The sequence below is a fragment of the Planctomycetaceae bacterium genome, assembly GCA_039680605.1.
In the GTDB taxonomy this organism is placed as follows: domain Bacteria; phylum Planctomycetota; class Phycisphaerae; order SM23-33; family SM23-33; genus JAJFUU01.
Map to the genome: position 1 here is coordinate 1 of JBDKTA010000041.1, position 20,816 is coordinate 20,816.

The following is a 20,816-nucleotide window of genomic DNA, read 5'->3' on the forward strand; positions in this document are numbered from 1 at the left end:
ACCTGCCGTCGAGGATGAAGATCATGCCCCCGCCGCTGACTGCTTCGTAGCGATGTAGTGAAGACTTTCAGGGCGCTGCCCTTGATAATAAAGCACTTACGTCGCCAACTGCGGAAGTTGGGCTAGCTTTCTCGAAGAATCTCCTGAAGGCGGGCAATGAGGGGCGGAAGATCTTGTCTTATGATCGCCCAGAGGATGTCAAAGTTGACTGCATCATAACCGTGAGCAAGACGACTGTCGGATCATGCCGCGTCATACACTACTTCCGCCTCTTGCGCCACTTCATCCCGAAAGTATTTGCTGAGGAACCCGGTAGTATTCAGATCGACTTTTCTGCCGAGGATTTCGGAAAGCTCATCCTGCAAATCAAAGAAGGTCAGCCCCACGCGGATACCTGGCTCAAACTCCACCAACACGTCCACATCGCTGTCGGCGCGGAAATCATCGCGCAGCACCGAACCGAACAACGCCAGCCGGCGAATGTGATTTCGGCGGCAGAACGCTTGAAGTGCCTCACGGGGTATATCTATCTGAACCATAGGGCCACCTCTTCATATGTATCGTCAAGCCTGCACTTTTTCCACTAATTCCATCAGGCCTGTCACCGCGAGCGACTTGCTGTTGACGTTCAACCGCAGTGTCTGAATTTCAAACGGCGTCAGCGAAACGTCCTGGGCGACGCCCATGCCCGGCAGGCGCAGCGTCGTGTTGCGCGCCTGACCGGTCGGCTCGAAAAGGCGGATGATGTAGTCGTCGCCGCTGCGGGCCTTCTTGAAAGCCGTCATTAAGACGGACGGGTCGTCGATCGTCGCCAGCGGGGCCGGCTTTTCGCCGCCGCCGGCGGGGAAGAACGACAGCACGAACGGCTGTTCGTTGCGGGCCAGGGCTTCGCTGTCGACCGTCGCCATGCGGGCCGCGACCTCGCCGGCGTTGATCCAGATGCGGAAGAGCCGCTGGCCCTGGTCGATGCGCGGCGTGAACCGGTCGTCCGGCGTCAGGGGACGGTCGGCAATCGGATGCGCCGAATACGCCGGCGAACGCAGCAGCGACAGGCGGATCTCGCCGTCGCAAAAATCGCTGCCGTAAATGCCTTCGTTGATCACGCTGACGGCGCGGCCGCTGGCGGCGCAGACGGCGGCCGTCCATTTCTGAGCGACAACCTCTTTACGTGGCACAGCCTTTCCAGGCTGTGTCAGCACAGGCTGGAAAGTCTGTGCCACCAGCTCTGCCGTGCCGTACGCTACCTGGCCGGCGTAACGCGACTGGCCCAGCGTCGTCGGCAGGGCGAGTTTGAGCATGGCCGTCTTTTCATTCCAAAGCACGCGCGTCTCGACCTCGATCTCGGCGCCGACCTTCGGCAGCTTGTAACGCTGGCAGATGAACGAGTGCCCATACGACAGTACGGCCTCGATCACGGTTCGCACCGGTCCGTCCTCGATGACGCGCACCGACGGCAGGGTCTTTCCTCGCACGCCGGAGAACGCTGTGCCCGCCTCGGGGCTCATCAGCTCGAACCGCCCGGCGATGTCGGCGAAGCTCTGCTTGCCCGTGACGATCCATGGGTCGTCGGTGTCCTTCATCACCAGCGGGGCCATCGCGCCGCCGGCGAGATAGTCGACCCCGTCGACACGGTAGCGGTCCATCAAACCGGTGCCGGCGTTGATGACCACTTCCAGTCGCTCGCTGCGGAACGTGAAGGCGCCGTCCTTCTCAATCAGCTCGGGTTTGGGTTTTCCGCCGGGCAGAACCTCCAGCGTGCAGTCGAAGCGGTTCACCTGGAGCGGCTGGAGTTCGGCATAGAACGCGACGCGCTTGCGCCAGTCGAGGCTGAGGTTGGAGTCTTCCTTCTCGACCTGGCAAGGCAACGGATGGCCGTCCTGATGGACGGTCGGTTGCGTGAACTGGCCGGTCCAGTCCTGGTCGGCCAGTTGGAACTCGCACTCGAAGACGCCCTTTACCGGCCACGGGTGCGGGTTGTATGCGAGAATCGGGATCTGCCCCTGCGGGGCGGCGTCTTGCCCGCGGCACAGCGCGAAGAACGCCCGGGCCTCGAGGCGCGAGAGAATCTCCAGGCCGTGATCCATCAGCCGCAGTGCCGCCTGCTCGACCGGCTCGATCGAAGAACCGGGCAGAATGTCATGGAACTCGGCGGTGAGCAAATCCTCCGTTGCCTGGTTCAGGTCTTCGGCGGGATATTCAATCAACCCAGCCAGCGAGGCATGCGAGAGCATCTTCTCGGCCGCAAACAGGGCATTTTCCAAGCGGCGGTGCTTCTGTTTGACGAGTACCTGCGAGGTATAGCAGCCCGGCGCCCAGGCGTTGAGGTCGCCCTCGTGGCGGGGCAGGGCGGCGCCGGCGGATTTCAGCTCTGCGAAGTAAGCTTCCGGCGTCGAGTGGCAGATGCCCGCTGGCGCGAGTTCGGCCGCCAGGGCGTTGATCTGCTCGATATCCACGCGCGAAGGCCCGCCGCCGTGATTGCCCACGCCCCAGAGCAGCAGGCCGATGTCCTTGTCCGGCCTGGCGGCGATGTAGTCGCGCACCTTCTTTGCCGCCTGCCCGCGCGCGGCGAGATAGTGCCCCCATGCGCGGTGGCCGGTCAGTGTCGAACCGTCGTAGCCGACCCAGGTGAAGTCGTCGCCCGGCAGCGGGCAGTCGTTCTTGTCCGGGCGGCAGAAGATGTACGAGTCGAAACCGCACTTGGCGAGAATCTGCACCAGACCCCGCGTGTGACCGAAGGGGTCGAAGTTGATCGCCGTCGTCGGCGCGGCGCCGAAGCGGCTGGCGAAGTACTCGCGCCCGGCGAGGATCTGCCGCACGAACGATTCGCCGCTGGGCATGTTGCAGTCCGGCTGCAAGTGCCATCCGCCCATGATGTGCCAGCGCCCCTGTTTGACCAGCCGCTGGATGCGGGCAAAGAGCTGCGGTTCGTACTCTTCGACCCATCGATAGAGGATGGCCTCGTTGTGGTTGAACACGAAGCCGTCGAACTGCTCGCAGAAATCCGCGGCCGTCCGGAAGGTCGAGATCGCCTCGGCGGCGCCTTCCTGCCACTGCCACAGCCACACGGGGTCCAGGTGCGCATTGCAGATCAGGTGAGTCGATTTCATGGCAGGATGTTACCGTGCGTTTGGGGGATTTGGTAGCCGCTGAGGTCGCTGAGGACGCTGAGGAACGAGGGGGTCGAAGAAGGGGTGGCATGGCGACACGCCATCCTCTTAATCCGTTCAATCCCGAAATCCCGCACTCTCTGTCTTTACCGCATCAATCCCGGGAAGACGTGCGCTGCGGCCGAGAAGCAGAACTTCACGCCGATGGCGACGATGAAGATTTCCATCACGCGCCCGACGGCCAGTGAGACCAGCGGGCCCATCAGACGGTAGAGGACGTTGGCGTAATTGAGGATGAGGATCACGCCAACGAAGGCCGTCAGGCACGCGGCCAGGCCAAACAGCGGACCGTGCCGCGAGACAATGAGCATCACCGTGACGATCGTGCCCGGACCCACCAGCAGCGGCGAGGCGATGGGCGAGATCGCCATGCCGATCTGGTCGGCGGCTTTGACATCCTGCGTGGCCGCCCGCTGGCGCTGCTGCGAACCCTGGACGATGTAGCGAATGCCGATGACCACGAGCATCAGCCCGCCGCCAAAGGTCAGCTCGTCCATGCCGATCTGAAAAACCTTCGTCAGCAGGAACTGCCCCGCCAGCGCCATCGACAGGATGATCGCCAAGGCCGCCACGCCTGCCACGCGCAAGAGCTTTCGTCGATCGAGGTCCGAAGTGTCGGCTGTCAGGGAGATCAGTATCGGCAGGGAGCCAACGGGGTTGACGATGGCAAAAATGCTGACCGCCGCCTCGCCGAACGCACGAAAGGTTTCCATGTCCACAGGGATTAACTCTTTGCCCGCATCGCGGGCAATTGTAGATAGCCTCGGGCGCCAGCCCGTGGAAATCGTCGCCCGATGCGACGGAGCCCCCGCAGGGGGCGACTGAACTCAATCGAATACGTACCTTGGATCATAATCGACCTTATGTAGCCGCAGCAATTCGAGGAATTCTTCTTCGAACGTGCGCGCATGATGATGTTGCTCCTGGTCGAGGATGTACGCCTTCACCTTTTCCTCATTGGAGGAACTGACGCCGAAGGAACCATACCCGGCCTGCCAGCCGAAGATCCGCTCGCCCGGAAACGTCTCGTGGACCCATTTGCTGGATAAGCTCTTCCATTTTCGCAGGGCGTCTGCAACGGCCACGTCTGTGCGGATGGAAAGCAGTCCATGAACGTGATTGTCCGTTCCGCCGACGGCCAGCGCGCAGCCGAACTCCTGTCGCGCGATCCCGCAGAGGTATTCGTACAGGCGCGTGCGCCAGTCTGGCCGGATGAGGGGACGGCGCTGCTTGGTGCTAAAGACGACGTGGAGAACGTGATGTGAGAATGTGTGGCCGGCCATTGCGTTCCCGTTCAATCGCCCCCTGTGGGGGCTCTGTTCCCGTTTTGCATCCCGTTCCACGGGCTCGCGCCCGAGGCTATCTACAGTCGCCCGCTGCGCGGGCGGGTCAGCAATTTGTTTGAAGCTTTACTGTCTTGGCGATGAATTCGCGTACGGCGGCCGGATCGTTCGGCAGCTTTGCACATCGCTCAGGTAAGTTAGCCAGGGCGTCGATCGAGGGATGGTGCGTGGGATCGGCGGCGGTGGCTTGGCGGATGGCGTCGGGGAATTTGGAACCGTGGGCAGTGGACAGGCAAATCGTGGGGCATGACGGCTGGGAAACGGCCGCCATGGCACCCAGGCGCTCGGCCACGCTGACGGCCACTGCCGTGTGGGGGTCGAGGACGTAGTGGTGTTGCTTGTAGTATTTGGCGATGGTGGCCAGGCACTGGTCGGTGGTGCCGGCGCTGGCGAGGATGGATTCGTCCACGCGGCCGCCGGGGGCGGTCGGGATGCTCAGGCTGCCGGTGGCGGCGAACTGCTGCATCAGCTCGCGCAGCTTGGCGCTGTCGCGGCCTATTTTGTGGAAAAGGTATCGCTCGAAGTTGCTGGCGACCTGGATGTCCATCGCGGGGCTGATGGTGTGTGCGACGCTGCCGCGGCTGTATGTGCCGCTGTTGAAGAACCGCGCGAGGATGTCGTTCTCGTTGGTGGCCAGGATGAGCGTGTCGATGGGGGCGCCCATCTGCATGGCGTACCATCCGGCCAGCACGTCGCCGAAGTTGCCCGTCGGAACGGCGAAGCGGACGTTGGCGGCGCCGGTGAGCCGCTGGGCCTCGAAGGCCGCATGGAAGTAGTACACGATCTGCGCCAGCACGCGGGCCCAGTTCACCGAGTTGACCGCGCCGATGCCGTAGCGGCGCTTGAAATCCAGATCGGCCGCGAGAGTCTTCATGATCCCTTGGCAGTCGTCGAACGTGCCGTCGACGGCGATGTTATGCACGTTGTCGTCCAGCACCGTGGTCATCTGTCGCTGCTGGATGGCCGAGACTCGGCCCGCCGGGTGCATCATGAAGATGTCGATCCCCTTGCGGCCGCGGACGCCGCAGATGGCGGCACTGCCGGTGTCGCCGCTGGTGGCGCCGAGAATGTTCAGCCGCCCGCCGCGGCGGCTCAGGATGTACTCGAACAGGTTGCCCAGAAACTGCAGGGCGATGTCCTTGAACGACAGCGTCGGCCCGTGCCAGAGCTCGAGCACGAAGATATCGCCCACGCGCGCCAGCGGGGCCGGGGCCGGGTCGAACACCTGCGGGCTCAGATAGGTCCGCTGGATCAGCGCGTTGAGCTCGGTCTTGGGAATGTCGTCCACGTAGAGACCGATGATTTCCATCGCCAGGTCAGCGTACGCCAACTGGCGCCACGTCTCGAAGCGGGCGCGCACGTCGGGGATCGACTCGGGCACGAGCAGCCCGCCGTCGTCGGCCAGCCCCATCATCACCGCGTCCTGAAACGCGATGGGCGTCACGCCGCCGCGTGTGGAGATGTAGTTCATATGGATAATGGTAAGCCGCCAGGGCGCAGCGGACAAACGCAAAAAGACAGATCCTCGATCCTCGGTCCCAGATCCCAGGGTAACAGATGATTCTTCACTCGAGGATCGAGGATCTGCGACCGAGGATCTTCTTCTTCCATTGGCGCCGCCGCGGGTATAAGATTCGACCCCTAACCACATGGAGCTACCGCAATGGCTGAGAACGATAAGGACAAGGGCGGCGAAGAACCCAAGATCATCGTCGATTCGGACTGGAAGAAGCAGGCCCAGGCCGAAAAGGAAAAGCTCGACAAGGAAGTGGAAGAAAGCGGCGCCGGCGGCGGGCGCGGACCGCGCCGGATTCCGCCGGCCAGCTTCTCGACCCTGGTCAGCTCGCTGGCGATGCAGGTCATGATGTCGCTGGGCGGCATGCAGGACCCGCAGACCAAGCGCCCGGTCGTCGACCTGGCGCTGGCCAAGCACCACATCGACACGCTGGCGATGCTCGAAGAAAAGACCAAGGGCAACATTACCGACGAGGAAAAGAAACTCCTCGACGAGGCCCTCTACCAGGTGCGGATGCAGTACGTGCAGATCGCACAACGAGTGTCGCAACTCTAACCTTCGGTTCCCTCGATCTGATGGATACTCCGGAATGGATGGTTGGATGGGTGGATGAATGGATGGTTGGGAATTGCCATCCATCCACGCATCCATTCATCCATCCATCCCTTCTTATGGAGACGATGACATGCAGACTCCCCGCCAGGTGATCGACAATCTGCTTCGCGGCAACGGCGCCGACCGCGTCGGGCTTAACGACAGTCCCTGGGGCGACACCGTCGCCAAGTGGATCAAGCAGGGCCTGCCCGCCGACGACAAGGGCAACGCCGTTGACGTGGCCGACCACTTCGGCTTCGACATGCGCGGCACGGGCGGATGGTTCAACTGGCAGCCGTTTCCGGGCACCGACGTGACGATCGAGGAAACCGACGAGTGGAAGATCGTCAAGAACGGCGCCGGAGCGCACCTGAAGTGGTGGAAGAACAAGTCCGGAACGCCCGAGCATGTCGACTTCAGCATTACCAGCCGCGAGATCTGGGACCGCGACTACCGCCCGGCCATCGTCAAGGACCCCGGGGCTCGCATCAATGACGACGGGGTCAAGTGGTCGGCCGACGCGATCGCCAAGGTGCATGCCAACGGCGACTGGTGGGGCTTCGTGGGCAACCAGTTCATCTGGGAGAACATGCGGGCCAGCCTGGGCGACTACACGATGTACATGTCGCTGTTGACGGACAAGGAGTGGATCCACGACATCTGCCGCTGCTACACCGACATGTACAAGGCGTGCTGGGGCAAAATCTTCGACTCCCCCGCCCGCCCCGACGGCGTCTGGATCTATGAAGACCTCGGCTACAAGCACCGCCTCTTCGCCAACCCCGAAGTCCTGAAGGAACTGATCTTCCCGTACTTCGCCGAGCTGGTGGAATTCTGCCACAGCTTTGACCTGCCGGTGGTGCTGCATACGTGCGGGTTCACCGAGCCGGCGCTGGACATGATCGTCGATGCCGGGTTCGACGGTCTGCACCCGATGGAAGTCAAGGCCGGCAACGATCCGCTACGCATCGCGAAGAACTACGGCGACAAGCTGTGCCTGATCGGCGGGCTGGACGCGCGCATCCTCGAGAGCCACGACCGCGACCACATCCGCAAGGAAGTGACCGCCCTGATCGAAGGCATGAAGGCCTGCAACGCCAAGTACGTTTATGCCTCAGACCATTCGATCTCGACGAACGTCGACTACGACGACTTCCGCTTCTCGCTGGACGTCTACCGCGAGCACATGCTGTATTGAGGAGAAAGCAGTAATCTGTAAACAGTGATCAGTAATCAGTGATCAGTAATCAGTGTGATCAGTAATCCGGAGCGGCGGGGGCTGGGCTACTTGTGCTGCTGGGTGATTTGATCGAGCAGAGTCCGCGCTTCGGTCGCGGCGCTGGAATCGGCATTTCGGTCGATGATGTCGCCGAGGATCTTGACCGCCGCCTCCGGGCGGTTGTTCCGGATCAGGGCCTTGGCCGCTTCAAGTTTCGATGTCCCGTCGTCCGAGGCCGCCTCGCCCTTGCCGGCGGCGGGGGCGAACGGCGAATCTTTGTCGACGAAGGCCTGTCCGTCGACCGTCGGCGGGCGCCACTCCATCACCGGTACGGCCGTGGCGACACGATCCATCTCCTTACGGAGATTTTCGACAGCGGCCTTGGCGCTCTTGAGCGGGGCCTGCTGCTGGGCGATCTCTGCCTCGGCGGCTTTGGCTCGACGAACGGCGTCGTTCCGCGCGTTCTGGGCCTTAATATATGCCAGTTGCTGTTTCTGAATGGCGGCAACGGCGCCCTCGATAGTCTTCTTGTCGGCGTTGCGAGGGGTGTTGGTGCGGATCTTCTGGATAGCCTGCGAGGCGGCGGCCATCTGTTTCTCGGCGGCTTGCTGTTCCTTGGCCGCCTTGGCGCGCAGGGCCTCGACCGGATCGACGACGGGCTTCGCTTTGCGGCCCTTGCCCTGGAGGGGCTTGGGTTTGTCAAGGGCGTCCAGTTTCTTCTGTGCGGCGTCGATCTTCTCCTGGACCTGCATGGCGCGTTGGCTCCTCAGGGCCAGAGCCTTGTCGGCGGCGTCGGCGCCCTCGGCGAACCCGGTCCGGCTGCGCCACTGTGCCAGGTTGGACTGCAGGATGCCGGCGACAACGGGAGAGATCTGCGCGCGCGTGGGGTCGGCATCTTTCCACTTGGCCAGCACGCCGGCGTTGAACATGATGCCGCTATTGTCGGGGGCGATGATAGCGGCCCTGATCGTCGCGACCGAGGCTTCCATCGGCGAGTTTCGCATCGCCAGGCAGTATCCCAGCAACCCCTGGGCGAGGGCGTGATCGCTCTGGAGTGCGGCGAGCTGCTCTGCGGCGGCGAAGGCTTTCTGCGGCTTTCCCAACGCGACGGCGCGGCGGAGGTAGGCGTCGAGAACTTTGGGATTATTGGGATGGCGCTTCTGCGCCTCGGCCAGTGCGTCGCCGGCCGCGGCGATATCCCTGGCGTCGTTAATGGCCCCGATGGCTGCTTTATCGTCAGGCGAGGCGGGCTCGGCGGCCCCAAGGGCGGCACAGAGAACGCACAGAAGCCCTGCAAGCACCGATGCGCCGCGCATCATCGATTTACTCCAAAAGGTTGGGCCGCCGCGGCGCCTCATGCCGTGAGAATGACGCCGCCGCGGGCTGATAGTAAGTGTAACGCAAAGCAGATCGCCGGTGCTAACGGCGGGATCAAAAAAAAGCGGCGTCTACGGGAGCACGGCGCTGCCGGCGGTGACGGCGCCGATGGCCTCGATGAGCCCGCTTACGTCCTGGGCGCTGTGGGCGGTCGAGAGGCTGATGCGCAGGCGGCTGGTCCCGCGCGGAACGGTGGGGGGGCGGATGGCCACGACAAAGAACCCTCGCTCCATGAGGCCTGCGCTGACCGTCAGCGCCCGCGCCGCCGAACCGATCATCACCGGGCAGATCTGGCTGGCGGACTGTCCGGTGTCAATGCCCATCGCCGCCAGGCCCGAGCGAAGCTGCCCCCCCAGCGCCAGCAGCGTCGTCCGCCGCTGCGGCTGCGACTCCACGATGTCCAGCGCCGCGATCGCCGCGGCACAGATCATCGCCGGAAGGGCGGTGGTGTAGATGTACGCGCGGCCGGTGTTGCGGATGGTGTCGATCAACTCGGCGCGCCCGGCGACGAACCCGCCCATGGCGCCCAGGGCCTTGCTGAGCGTTCCAACGGTGGCGTCCACGTGCTCCTCGACGCCCAGGGCCTCGGCAACGCCGCGCCCGCGCGGGCCGATCACGCCGGTGGCGTGGGCTTCGTCAACCAGAAGCTGCGCGTCGTAGCGGACCTTGAGCTCGACAAGCTGCGCCAGCGGGGCCAGGTCGCCGTCCATCGAGAAGAGCGAGTCGGTGGCGATGAGGCACCGCCCGTGCCCGCCGCGATGCTTCTTGAGAAGGCCTTCCAGGCGGTCGAGGTCCGCATGGAGATAGCATCGCATCGTTGCCCCGCTCGAGCGGGCCGCGTCGAGAATGCTGGCGTGGTTGAGCTTGTCGCACAGCACCAGGTCGCCCGGTCCGGCTAGCGCATGCACCGCGACGTGATTGGCCATCCATCCGGTGCTGGTCACCAGGGCGCCCGCGACGCCCTTGAATGCCGCCAGCCGCTCCTCAAGCTGCACGTGCAACGCCGTAGTCCCGCTGACCAGGCGGCTGGCGCCGGTCCCCACGCCCCATCGCTGCAGCGCCTCCTGGGCGGCCGCTCGAACCGCCGGGTCATTGGCCAGTCCGAGATAGTCGTTGCTGCACAGACACAGCAGCGTCCGCCCCGCCACGCTGATGCGGGGTCCTGCCGCGGAGTCGAGGATCACCGCCCGGCGCAACAGATTGTTGGCCGCCAGATCCTCGAGCATCTTGCGCATATCCAGCCAGACGTCCATTACAGTATTGTACAACGGATGTGGACATTGTGGACCCTGCGGACCAAGTGGACGCCCACGCCGTCCACACTGTCGGGTGGCATGGCGACACGCGCAGCGGGTCGCCATGGTCGCACACCCGAGCACGACGAGCCCGTGCTGCTTCGAACTTCGAACTTCGATCTCCGAACTAAATGCAGTATGATTCCGTGCCTTATGAAATACGCCGCTGTTATCTTCGACCTCGATGGAACGCTGCTGGACACGCTGGAAGACCTGGCCGATTCGATGAATACGGCCCTGGCCGCCCAGGGGTTGCCTACCCATCCGCTGGAGGCCTTCAAGGTCTTCGTCGGCGACGGGCTGGAAGTCTTCACCCGCCGCTCCCTGGGCCCGCGCGGGGGCGATGACGAACTGGTGCGCCGGACCATCGAGCTGCAGCGCGACCGCTACAGCCGCTGCTGGGCCGATCGCACTCGCCCGTACCCCGGAATTTCCGACTTGCTCGACGCCCTGACCGCGCGCGGCATCCCCATAGCCGTGTTGAGCAACAAGCCCCACCCCTTCACGCTCAAGTGCGTACACCAGTTGCTGGGGCAATGGAGTTTTGCAGCCGTCGAGGGCGCCCAGGACGGCGTGCCTCGCAAGCCCGACCCCGCCGCCGCGATGGCTATCGCTGCCCGCCTCAACGTTCCCTGCAGCGACGTGCTCTATCTCGGCGACACCAATACCGACATGCAGACCGCTGTCGGCGCCGGTATGCATGCTGTGGGGGTCCTGTGGGGTTTCCGCCAGGCCGCCGAACTGACCGCCAATGGAGCGCGGACCCTGCTGGCCAACCCGATCGACCTGCTCAAGCTGCTGTAAAGCATTTCGAAGATCGGAGTGCGAAGTTCGAAGGGGTTGAAGATTAGCGGCGGAGCTTGCTCCGCGCGTTCGGGGAGAACAACCGCGTCGAGCAAGCTCGACCGCTAACGAGTACGGGCGTCCCTCTCGTGCCGCTTCGAAGTTCGACCTTCGAACTTCGAACTCCCAGCGGTATCATTAGCTCTGATGTCTGAAGCGACACCTCATTCCGGCCGGACGTGCCCCGAGTGCGGCGAGCCCTTGGCCGACGGGGCGCTGCTGTGCCTCAAGTGCGGTTTCGACGTCCAGGCCGGCGCGTCGCTGTGGCCGGTGGCCGGCGAAGGACCGTATGAACTGAGCGAGCCCGAGGCGCCGCCAACGCTGCCGGCAGCGGCATTTAGTGTCCCCCAGCAGCCGGTCGTCATGATGGCGATGGACCAGTTTGTCGACAAGTGCCTCTCGGCCTGGCGGTACGGCACGAGCAATTTCCGCGCCAGCTTCAAGCTCACGACCTGCTGGACGGTCTGGATCATCGTGACGGCCATCATGTTCGCCGTCTTGAACTCGCCGATGGGGATGATGATGTTCGGCGGCGACATCATGAATGTGGTGTTCATGACGATCCCGGGCGTGGCCGCCCTGGTGCTGTCGGGCTTCTCGCTGCGGTTCTATCTCGACACGGTGATCGGGTCTCTGGAGGGACTCGACGAAGCGCCCGACTGTCCATCGCTGCAAGTGCGCGAGTTCTTCCGCCTGGGCGTCTGGGGTCTGATCATCGCCTGCGTGTACGTGCTGCCGATCGTCACGCTGCCGCTGCTGCCGCTGGGGCTGCTGGCGTTCACCGTTACCGACGACGCTCGCTGCTGCGACGTCTTCTGGGCATTGCGCGCCGCGCGCCGACATACGAAATGGCTGGGCATGCTCTGGATGATGCTGCTGATGTGGGGAGTCGGCGGCGGCGTGGTGGTCGTGGCCGGCGGGTGGATCGTCGCGGTTTGCGGCCTGGCGCTATACGCCGGGTGCCTGGGGATTCTGCTGGCGGCGCTGGTATTCGCGGCAGGGGCGTCGATTGTGATGGCCACCCAGGTAACGGTGTACTGCATGCAGTTTCGCTGCGTCGGCATGCTGGGCCGCTACTGCCCGGACGTGATCGAGTCGCTTCCGGCCGTCCACAAGCCGCTGCGGTCAACGGCCATCATCGCGGTCCTGGCCGGCCTGTCGCTGACGGGGTGGGCGGCGCTGTGCGGCGACGGGGTGTTGGACATGATGAGGATCTCATGGTTCGATTCCAGTTCCGACGCCGACGGTGGCGGCGGGGGCATGCCGATTGACATTGCCGGCGCGGAATTGCCGACCGTGATGGCCCAGAATAATCTGCGCGTGATCCACATGACGCTGCTGGGATACGCCCGGGACCACGTGGGAAGGTTTCCGCCGGAACTGGCGGACCTGCGCGATCTGCCCGGGCACGCCCTGTTCAGCGTCAGCGACCCCAGCGTGCCGCTGGTATACATCGCCGGTCAGCGGCAGGGCTGCCCGCGGGGGAATGTCCTGGTGTACGACCCGGTGCCCATCGAGGGGCGCTGCGCCGTGCTGACCGTCGGGGGCGACCTGCTGATGCTGTCGTGGCCGGCAGAACTCAAGCCGCGCCTGGCGAGTCAGAAGAACGAACCGGCCCCCTGACGAACCCGCTGGCCGTCGCGCCGGGGGCGGTCTTGCGGAGCATGTCGCGCAGCGTCGCGGCCAGGTGGGCGCCGTCCAGGCCGACGCGGGCCAGTTGCTCGCCGCGAGAGGCGTGCGAGACGAACCGGTCGGGCAGGCCCGCCAGGCGCACGGTCGAGGCGTCGAGCCCTTTCTGCGCAGCCAGTTCCAGCACGGCTGAGCCCAATCCGCCGGCGACGGCGTGATCTTCCACCACCAGCAGCGGGCGGCGGCTGGCGATCAGCTCGGTAAGGGTAGCCGCATCGAGTGGCTTGGCGAAGCGGGCGCTGTAGACAGCGGTTTCGATCCCGTTCGAGGCCAGTTCGGCGGCGGCTTCGAGCGCCTGCTCCACCATCGCGCCATAGGCGAAGACGGCGGCGTCGCGGCCTTGGCGGACGCACCGGCTCTTGCCCAGTTCGAACGGCGGGCACGGGCCCTCCAGCGGTTGGGGGATCTCGTCTCGCGGATATCGGATGGCGGCCGGCCCATCCAGCGACAGGGCCAGCGTCATGGCGGCGCGAAGTTCCTCGGCGTCGCCGGGGGCCATCAGCACCATGCCCGGGATCGAGCGGAACATCGCGATGTCCATGAAGCCCTGGTGGACGGCGCCGTCCGAGCCGACCAGGCCCGCGCGGTCCATGCACAACACCGCGGGGAGTTTCTGCAGCGCCAACTCCTGGAAGACCTGGTCGACCGCGCGCTGCATGAAGGTCGAGTAGATCGCCACGACGGGCCGCAGCCCCGCGCGCGACAGGCCCGCGGCCATCGCCACCGCGTGCGACTCGCTGATGCCCACGTCGACGAAGCGTTTGGGGTACGCCGAGCGGAACTCCACCAGCCCCGTGCCGTCGGGCATGGCGGCGGTGATGGCCATGATCCGTTCGTCATCGGCGGCCAGGTCCACCAGCACCTTCGAGAACGCCGCCGTCCACGACGCCTTGGCGGTCTGGGCGAAGACGGCTTTGCCTTGTTCGATGGTGTATGCCGGCGGGCTATGAAAGCGGCAAGGGTCTTCGACGGCGTACTGGCAGCCGCGCCCTTTCTGCGTGTGGACGTGCAGGATAACCGGCTGGTTGACGCTGGCCAGGCGGCCCATGATGTGGACCAGGGCGTGGATATTGTGCCCATCGACGGGTCCGAAGTACGCGATGCCCAGCGACTCGAAGAAACTGCCCCCGTGCAGCGTGGTGCGCAGGCCGGCCTTGATCTGGCGGATGGCTTCGGAGATCTCCTCGCCCAGGGGCAGGCGCTGGAGCATGGTCTCGGTGGACTGTTTGATGTCGCTGTAGGTGTGCGACATGCGGACGCGGTCGAGCATGCCCGCCAGGGCGCCCTGCGAGGGGTCGATCGACATCGAGTTGTCGTTGAGCACGATCAGGAACTGCCGCTTGAGCAGCGCCGCGTTGTTGAGCCCCTCCAGCGACAGGCCGTTGACGATGCTGCCATCGCCGACCACCGCCACCACGCGCGTGTCGCGCCCGGCGACGTGGTCCGCCCACGCCATCCCCGCCGCGGTCGATATCGCCGTGCCGGCGTGGCCGGTGGCAAACAGATCATACGGGCTCTCGCTGGGAGCGGGAAATCCGCTGATCCCGCCGGCCTGGCGCAGCGTGCTGAACCGCTCGCCGCGACCGGTCAGCAGCTTGTGGGCATAGCACTGGTGGCCGACGTCCCAGAGCAGGCGGTCGTGGGAGAAGTCGAAGACGTTGTGCAGCGCGACGGTGAGCTCCGTAATGCCCAGGTTGCTGGCCAGGTGCCCGCCGTTTTTCGAGACGACGGCGATGATCCGCTCGCGAAGCTCCTCGGCGACCTGCACGAGCTGGTCTTCATTGAGCCGGCGAAGCTGGTGCGGCGTCACGATCCTGTCGAGCAACCGTTGCTGTGGCATCAAGTTCATCCTCAAACACAGGCGAGGCGCCCGTGCTGCTTTAATTCGTCGTCGCCGGTGCCGTGGCGCGCAGGGCCGCAGGCCCGGAGAGCCCCGATCCCTGAACGCCGTCGTGGCTGTCGGGCTAAAGCCCTCCCGCCACGGCACCCATAACGCCCTCGCTAATTCGTCCGCCGCGTCAGCAGGTCCGCCAGGAGCGCCAGGTCGGCGCCGCGCGCCCCCAGCGGCGCCAGGGCCGCCGCGGCCTGGCGGGCCAGCGAGTCGGCCAGTTCAACCGCCCCCTCCATGCCCAGTTCCGTCACGGCAGTTCGCTTGGCCTGGCGGCTGTCTTTTCCGGGTGTCTTGCCCAGTTCGCCGGCGCTGCCGGTGACGTCCAGGATGTCGTCGACGACCTGGAACGCCAGGCCCAGCACCTGCCCGTAGGTGCGCAAGGCCTGCACTATTGTATCGGCTGCGCCGCCGCAGATGGCTCCAAGAACAGTCGACGCCGAAATCAGCGAAGCGGTCTTGCGCCGGTGGATGTCCTGCAGACCCTCGATGCCCTCCGCGGTGGGGCAGAGGTTCATGTCGGCCACCTGCCCGGCGATCAGAGCGGCGCCGCCGGCCGCTGCGGCCAATTCGTCCACCAGGCGCCCCGCGCAAAGTCCGGCGCCGCCGAGCAGGCCGAACGCCCGCGTCAGCAGCGCGTCGCCGGTCAGAATCGCCATCGCCTCGCCGAACTTGACGTGGGCGGTCGCCCTCCCGCGCCGCAGCGCGTCGTCGTCCATCGCCGGAAGATCGTCATGCACCAGGCTGTAGCAGTGGATCAACTCCACCGCCACGGCGCAGCGACCGACCATCTCTTCCGGCGCCCGGCCGGCCGCGCACGAAGCTTCGGCCGCAAGGTAAACCAGCGACGGGCGCAGCCGCTTGCCGCCTTCGGTGCAGTAGCGCATCGCCGCCGCCAGGGCGGCGGGGGTCGACGGCTCGACCAGCCAGCGGGACAGGTCGACTTCGAACCGCCGCCCGCACGGTTTCAGCAGACCATCGAGGCTGCGCGTTGGTGTGTTCTCTTGGGTCATGGGATAGCAACTTGCGATTATACCCCCGTGCGGCCTCAGCCGGTAGGGCGTGCAGCGCAATTCGAACAGACCGGCGTTGTCGCTTGGGCCGCAGCGGAGCTATAATGCCCGGCGAACACGAAAGGTTCTTTTTATGCGATTTACGAAGATGCATGGCATCGGCAACGATTACGTTTACGTCGACTGCTTCGACCAGCGCGTGGACGACCCGGCCGCCCTGGCCGTGCGGGTCAGCGACCGCCATTTCGGCATCGGCGGCGACGGGCTGATTCTCGTGCTGCCTTCAGATACCGCCGACGTGCGGATGCGCATGTTCAACGCCGACGGCAGCGAGTCGCAAATGTGCGGCAACGGCGTGCGCTGCGTCGCCAAGTACGCCTACGATCACGGCCGCACGCGAGCCAACCCCATGCGCGTGGCGACCAACGCGGGGATCAAGACCATCTCGCTGTCGCTGGACGCCGCCGGCAAGGTCGCGACCGCCACCGTCGACATGGGCGAGCCGATCCTGCGCGGGCGCGAGATCCCGGTGACCATCGACGCCGAGCCGGTCGTCGATGCGCCCATCACGGCTGCCGGCGCGACGTACAAGATGACCTGCGTGTCGATGGGCAACCCGCACGCGGTGATTTTCGTGGACGACGTGGCGGCCGTGGATCTGGACCGCATCGGCCCGGCGATCGAGAACCACACGCTCTTCCCGCAGCGCGTGAACGTGCATTTCGTGCAGGTGCAGACGCCCAACGAAGTGACGATGCGCACTTGGGAACGCGGCAGCGGCGTGACGCTGGCCTGCGGCACCGGCGCCTGCGCCGTGTGCGTGGCCGGAGTGCTGACCAGCCGCACCGGCCGCGACATCACCGCCCATTTGCCCGGCGGCGACCTGAAGCTCGATTGGCACATGGCCGACAGCCGCGTCTACATGACCGGCCCGGCGGTGGAAGTGTTTAGCGGTGAATGTACGCTGTGACGGTTCTGGGAAATTAGTCCACGAACCTGTCCGCCGGAGCCTTGGCGAAGGCGGATGTCACGAATGACACGAATGGACGGGGAGAAGAAATAGATTCTGTAGCTGTGTTAGCGGCGTTCGGTTGTTTCTTCTTCATTAGTGCCATTCGTGACATTCGTGGACGAACCCTTCCCCGTTCCCATTCCCGGTCGTACAAACGATAATGAGCCCTTCAATGACTGATCACGGTAAACCTTACAGCGGCGTGCTGCCGATGACGCGCGGCGAGATGGACCGCCTGGGCTGGCGCGAGCTCGATGTGCTGCTCGTCAGCGGCGACGCGTATGTTGATCATCCGTCGTTTGGCGTGGCGGTGCTGGGGCGGTGGCTGGCGACGCACGGGTACCGCGTGGGAATCGTCGCGCAACCGCGGTGGGACCGGTCTGACGACATCCTCGCGATGGGCCGCCCGCGGCTTTTTGCCGGCGTGACGGCCGGGGCGCTGGATTCGATGCTGGCGCACTACACGGCGTTTCGCAAGAAGCGCAGCGACGACGCCTACACGCCCGGCGGGGCGGCGGGGCGGCGGCCTAACCGCGCAACGCTGGTCTACGCGGGGCTGGTCAAGGGCTCCATGCCCGGCCTGCCGGTCGTTCTGGGGGGTATTGAGGCCTCGCTGCGGCGAATCACGCATTACGACTTCTGGACCGACAAGCTCCGCCGCTCGATCCTGCTCGACGCCAAGGCCGATTTGCTGCTGTACGGGATGGCCGAGCGGTCGATCCTGGCCGCGGCGGCGGCGTTTGAAACGCTCACCGGCGAGATCGATCGCGCCGCGCGCAGTCGCGCATTTGCAGCTATCGGCGGCGCGGCGTTCTTCGGCAGCGAGAGCGACATCCCGGAAGGGTCGGCCGTCATCCGCCTGCCCTCGCATGAGGAGATGCTGGCGCGGCCGGCCGCGTTGATGGACGCGGCGCTGGCCCAAGAGCGCCAGGTACACCAGGGCGCCTGGGCGGTGCAGAGCGTCGAAGGCCGCAGCCTCATCCTCACGCCGCCCGGTGGCACAGGCTTTCCAGCCTGTGACTCACAGCCTGGAAAGGCTGTGCCACCCGAGCTCGACGCGATCTATGCCATGCCGTTCACGCGCGAGCCGCACCCGTCGTACCGCCAGAGCGTGCCGGCCGCGGACATGATCCGCTTCAGCATCACCAGCCATCGCGGCTGCGCGGGCGGGTGTTCGTTCTGCGGCTTGGCGGCGCACCAGGGGCGGCGCATCGCCTCGCGAAGCGAGGGCTCAATCGAAGCCGAGGCGCGAGCGATGACGCGCCACGCGCGGTGGAAGGGCTCGATCAGCGACGTCGGTGGGCCGACCGCCAACATGTGGGGCGCCCGCTGCAGCGGCGACCCATCGACCTGCACGCGCCCAAGTTGCCTGACGCCGGCGATCTGCCGCCACTTCGTCGACGCCCAGGGCGCCAACGCGGGCTTGCTCGAACGCGTGCGGACCACCAGCGGCGTCAAGAACGTCCGCGTGGCCAGCGGCGTGCGGTACGACCTGGCGATGCGATCCAGCGCGTACCTCGAAACGCTGATCGGCCAGTTCGTCGGCGGCCAGCTCAAGATCGCCCCCGAGCACATCGCCGACCGCGTCCTGCGCCTGATGCGCAAGCCGCCCGCCGAGGCCTTCGAGAAGTTCCTCGAGCTGTTCGAGCGGCTCTGCCGGCGCGCGGGCAAGGAGCAGTTCGTCGTGCCGTACCTGATCAGCGCCTTTCCCGGATGCACCGACGCCGACATGCGGCAGCTTGCCGCGTGGCTCAAGCAGCGCGGGTGGAAGCCCCAGCAGGTGCAGTGCTTCATCCCGCTGCCGGGCACGGTCGCCGCGGCGATGTTCTACGCCGGAATCGACCCGCAGGGCAATGCCATCCCCGTCGCCCGCACCGACGCCGAACGCCTGCGGATGCACTACCTGCTTGCCCCAGCGGGGGAGGATTCACCGCAGAGACCGCAGAGACCGCAGAGACCGCAGAGGAAGAAGGAAGGATGGAACAATGGAATGATGGAAAAGAGGAAGAATGGAAGAACGCGGCGCGGATGATTCGAAGTGACTCGCGAGTCCCTGACCGAAGGCGCGTTACCGAAAGATGTTACGCTGCAAGCAGGGAAATCTCACCACTCACCACTCACAACTCAGTTCTTCCCGCGCGGTTTGAACGTCACCTTGTCGATGACCTCGCCGGTCTCGTACGCCACCGCCTGCATCTGCAAAGCGTCTTTGGTCACTTCGAAGAGGCAGTAGTGGTTCTTGTCGCCGATGGCGACTTTCGAGGCTTTGTTGGCGGCCACCATGTCGCTGCGCAGCGGCCAGCCCAGCCCGCCGGCGCGGCTGGTCATGATCGTCGTGACGCTCTCGTCGGCCGCCGGCTCGTTGCGCTGGTAGCTGTAGTGGTAGCTGCCTATGGTGGCCGTGACCTTGTACTTCACCAGCAGCGGGCTGATATTCTTGGCGATGTACTCCACCGCCGGCTTTGAAAAATACTTGGCGTTCTGCCCCGAGCAGTTGGGCGTCTGCGAGTTGAAGACGATGACGTAATCTTCCTTGGCGTTCTTGAGCACATCCTCCAGCCAGGCCTTGCCGGCGCCCTTGTCCTCCATCATCGACATCGCCTCGATCCCGATCAGCCGCACCTTGCCCAGCGCCTGCGTCCAGTAATTCCATGTCCCGTCGGCAGTGGGGAAGTAGAACTCGCTGCCCCAGGCCTCCATCGAGTACGTGTCGGGGTAGCCCGGCACGGCGTACATCGGCATGCGGGCCAGCGCCTCGCGGCTGTAGTAGAAGAAGTCGTTCGTCCACATCTGGTCGTGGGTGGCCACGTTCTGCATCACGCCGCCATGCACGAAGATCTGTCCGCCCGAGGCCGGCAGCTTGGCGAAGAATGCCTTGAGCTCCTCGGGATGATGGCCGTAGATGTACGTGTTGGCCGCGGCGACGAACTTGAACCCCTCGCCGAAGACCGGCACGACCACTTCGTAAGGCCCGTACGCCTTGGTCGCCCCGGCTGAGGACTTGGCCGTCAGTGTGTAGGCGAACTTCTTCGTCCCCTTGGGGATCGCCGCCTTCGCCCGCAGCAATCGCGTCTTGGGCAAGGCCTGCTGTGTTTGCGCCCCGGCAGGTTCGAGCGGTTTGACCGTCACCGTGAAATCGCACGCCGTCACCGCTCGGGCGGTGAAGGTGAAGTAGTCCTCGCCGATGGGCCCCAGCGTCGGCCCGCGGTCGAGCGAGACCAGGTCGGCCCCGAGCGTCTCCAGGGCAAGTGCCGCAGGGGCGTCGCTCTTGGAAGACGGCGGCGCCCACAGCACGGCCGCCACCGTCAGCGTGTTGGCGCCTTTGTGCAGCAGGTCAGGGTCGATGGTGAGATAGTTGTACAGGCGCGAGGGGAAGTGCCCCGCGTCGGTCTCCTTGCCGTTGACAGCCAGCTTGACGTTGACGAGGGTGGGGCAGGCTCCGACGTACCGCCGCTGGACGCTGTCGGCGTCGGTCAGGGCGAAGGCCCCAGTCCCCGACGCTGTCACGATCTTGACAGCCCCGATCCTGGCGGTGTCGTCGATGGTGAACGTCGCCCGCGCGACACAGGCATTTTTGGCATCCGGATGCCCCGTCACCGTCACCGTCGGCGCCTCGGGCGAGAACGTCTTGCCGCCGTCGCGGCTGTATTCCCACTTCGCCGCCAGCGGCGCTCCGAGCGGCGGGGGGACCTTGGGCCCATCCGCGAAGCCGCAAGCGGCCAGAAGAACGATCACCGATAATGCCACCAGACCATTTCGCGTGTTCATCGTATGCACTCGTAAGAAGAAAGAAGAAGCTTCGCCACAAAGGTCACCAAAAATACAGAAAGAGACAGGGATCAAGACTCCTTCGTCCTTAT

16 protein-coding genes and 1 pseudogene are annotated in these 20,816 nt (G+C 65.1%); 6 read left to right on the top strand and 11 right to left on the bottom strand.

Features of this window, described 5'->3' with window-relative positions; genetic code table 11:
* Positions 1–122 precede the first annotated feature (122 nt).
* The 6 genes and pseudogenes from ABFD92_11715 to thrC form a co-directional block, all read right to left on the bottom strand.
* Positions 123–221, bottom strand: a pseudogene (locus tag ABFD92_11715) (hypothetical protein).
* A gap of 21 nt (positions 222–242) precedes the next feature.
* Positions 243–539: a nucleotidyltransferase family protein gene (locus ABFD92_11720; GenBank protein ID MEN6505202.1), complete on the bottom strand. Its 297-nt coding sequence runs from the start codon at positions 537–539 to the stop codon at positions 243–245.
* Positions 540–563: 24 nt separating this feature from the next.
* Positions 564–3,107 (bottom strand): glycoside hydrolase family 38 C-terminal domain-containing protein, encoded by a 2,544-nt coding sequence (locus ABFD92_11725; GenBank protein ID MEN6505203.1) that lies wholly within the window; start codon positions 3,105–3,107, stop codon positions 564–566.
* A gap of 146 nt (positions 3,108–3,253) precedes the next feature.
* Positions 3,254–3,880 (bottom strand): MarC family protein, encoded by a 627-nt coding sequence (locus ABFD92_11730; GenBank protein ID MEN6505204.1) that lies wholly within the window; start codon positions 3,878–3,880, stop codon positions 3,254–3,256.
* Positions 3,881–3,994: 114 nt separating this feature from the next.
* Positions 3,995–4,450 (bottom strand): transposase, encoded by a 456-nt coding sequence (locus tag ABFD92_11735; GenBank protein ID MEN6505205.1) that lies wholly within the window; start codon positions 4,448–4,450, stop codon positions 3,995–3,997.
* 106 nt (positions 4,451–4,556) lie between these two features.
* On the bottom strand, positions 4,557–5,981 hold the full coding sequence (gene thrC / locus ABFD92_11740; protein MEN6505206.1) for a threonine synthase: 1,425 nt from the start codon (positions 5,979–5,981) through the stop codon (positions 4,557–4,559).
* Positions 5,982–6,173: 192 nt separating this feature from the next.
* Between thrC and ABFD92_11745 the strand changes: the two genes are divergently transcribed.
* A complete protein-coding gene (locus ABFD92_11745) occupies positions 6,174–6,581 on the top strand; it encodes a DUF1844 domain-containing protein (GenBank protein ID MEN6505207.1) in 408 nt (135 codons plus the stop codon).
* A gap of 130 nt (positions 6,582–6,711) precedes the next feature.
* Complete coding sequence (locus tag ABFD92_11750) at positions 6,712–7,818, top strand: uroporphyrinogen decarboxylase family protein (GenBank protein MEN6505208.1); 1,107 nt, start codon at positions 6,712–6,714, stop codon at positions 7,816–7,818.
* 86 nt (positions 7,819–7,904) lie between these two features.
* Here ABFD92_11750 and ABFD92_11755 read toward each other — a convergent pair whose 3' ends face one another.
* Together ABFD92_11755 and bioF are read right to left on the bottom strand one after the other, a co-directional pair.
* Positions 7,905–9,158: a hypothetical protein gene (locus tag ABFD92_11755; protein ID MEN6505209.1), complete on the bottom strand. Its 1,254-nt coding sequence runs from the start codon at positions 9,156–9,158 to the stop codon at positions 7,905–7,907.
* 129 nt (positions 9,159–9,287) lie between these two features.
* A complete protein-coding gene (bioF, locus tag ABFD92_11760; GenBank protein MEN6505210.1) occupies positions 9,288–10,469 on the bottom strand; it encodes an 8-amino-7-oxononanoate synthase in 1,182 nt (393 codons plus the stop codon).
* 195 nt (positions 10,470–10,664) lie between these two features.
* Between bioF and ABFD92_11765 the strand changes: the two genes are divergently transcribed.
* Both ABFD92_11765 and ABFD92_11770 read left to right on the top strand, forming a co-directional pair.
* The gene (locus ABFD92_11765) at positions 10,665–11,315 is read left to right on the top strand and encodes an HAD family hydrolase (GenBank protein MEN6505211.1); all 651 of its coding nucleotides are present in this window, start codon (positions 10,665–10,667) and stop codon (positions 11,313–11,315) included.
* A 186-nt stretch (positions 11,316–11,501) separates the two neighbouring features.
* Entirely contained in the window at positions 11,502–12,977 is a 1,476-nt protein-coding gene (locus ABFD92_11770) for a zinc ribbon domain-containing protein (GenBank protein ID MEN6505212.1), read from the top strand.
* On the opposite strand, the gene dxs is transcribed toward ABFD92_11770, so the two are convergent.
* Together dxs and ABFD92_11780 are read right to left on the bottom strand one after the other, a co-directional pair.
* Complete coding sequence (gene dxs / locus ABFD92_11775) at positions 12,934–14,883, bottom strand: 1-deoxy-D-xylulose-5-phosphate synthase (GenBank protein MEN6505213.1); 1,950 nt, start codon at positions 14,881–14,883, stop codon at positions 12,934–12,936. The two genes, ABFD92_11770 and dxs, sit on opposite strands and share 44 nt — an antisense overlap.
* 161 nt (positions 14,884–15,044) lie before the next feature.
* Entirely contained in the window at positions 15,045–15,944 is a 900-nt protein-coding gene (locus ABFD92_11780; protein MEN6505214.1) for a polyprenyl synthetase family protein, read from the bottom strand.
* Between the two features lie 133 nt (positions 15,945–16,077).
* Between ABFD92_11780 and dapF the strand changes: the two genes are divergently transcribed.
* Positions 16,078–16,914, top strand: a complete 837-nt coding sequence (gene dapF / locus ABFD92_11785) for a diaminopimelate epimerase (GenBank protein MEN6505215.1) — start codon at positions 16,078–16,080, stop codon at positions 16,912–16,914.
* Between the two features lie 214 nt (positions 16,915–17,128).
* Positions 17,129–18,988 (top strand): YgiQ family radical SAM protein, encoded by a 1,860-nt coding sequence (locus ABFD92_11790; protein ID MEN6505216.1) that lies wholly within the window; start codon positions 17,129–17,131, stop codon positions 18,986–18,988.
* Positions 18,989–19,080: 92 nt separating this feature from the next.
* Here the strand turns inward: ABFD92_11790 and ABFD92_11795 are convergent, their stop codons facing one another.
* On the bottom strand, positions 19,081–20,724 hold the full coding sequence (locus tag ABFD92_11795) for a hypothetical protein (GenBank protein MEN6505217.1): 1,644 nt from the start codon (positions 20,722–20,724) through the stop codon (positions 19,081–19,083).
* Positions 20,725–20,816: the final 92 nt, after the last annotated feature.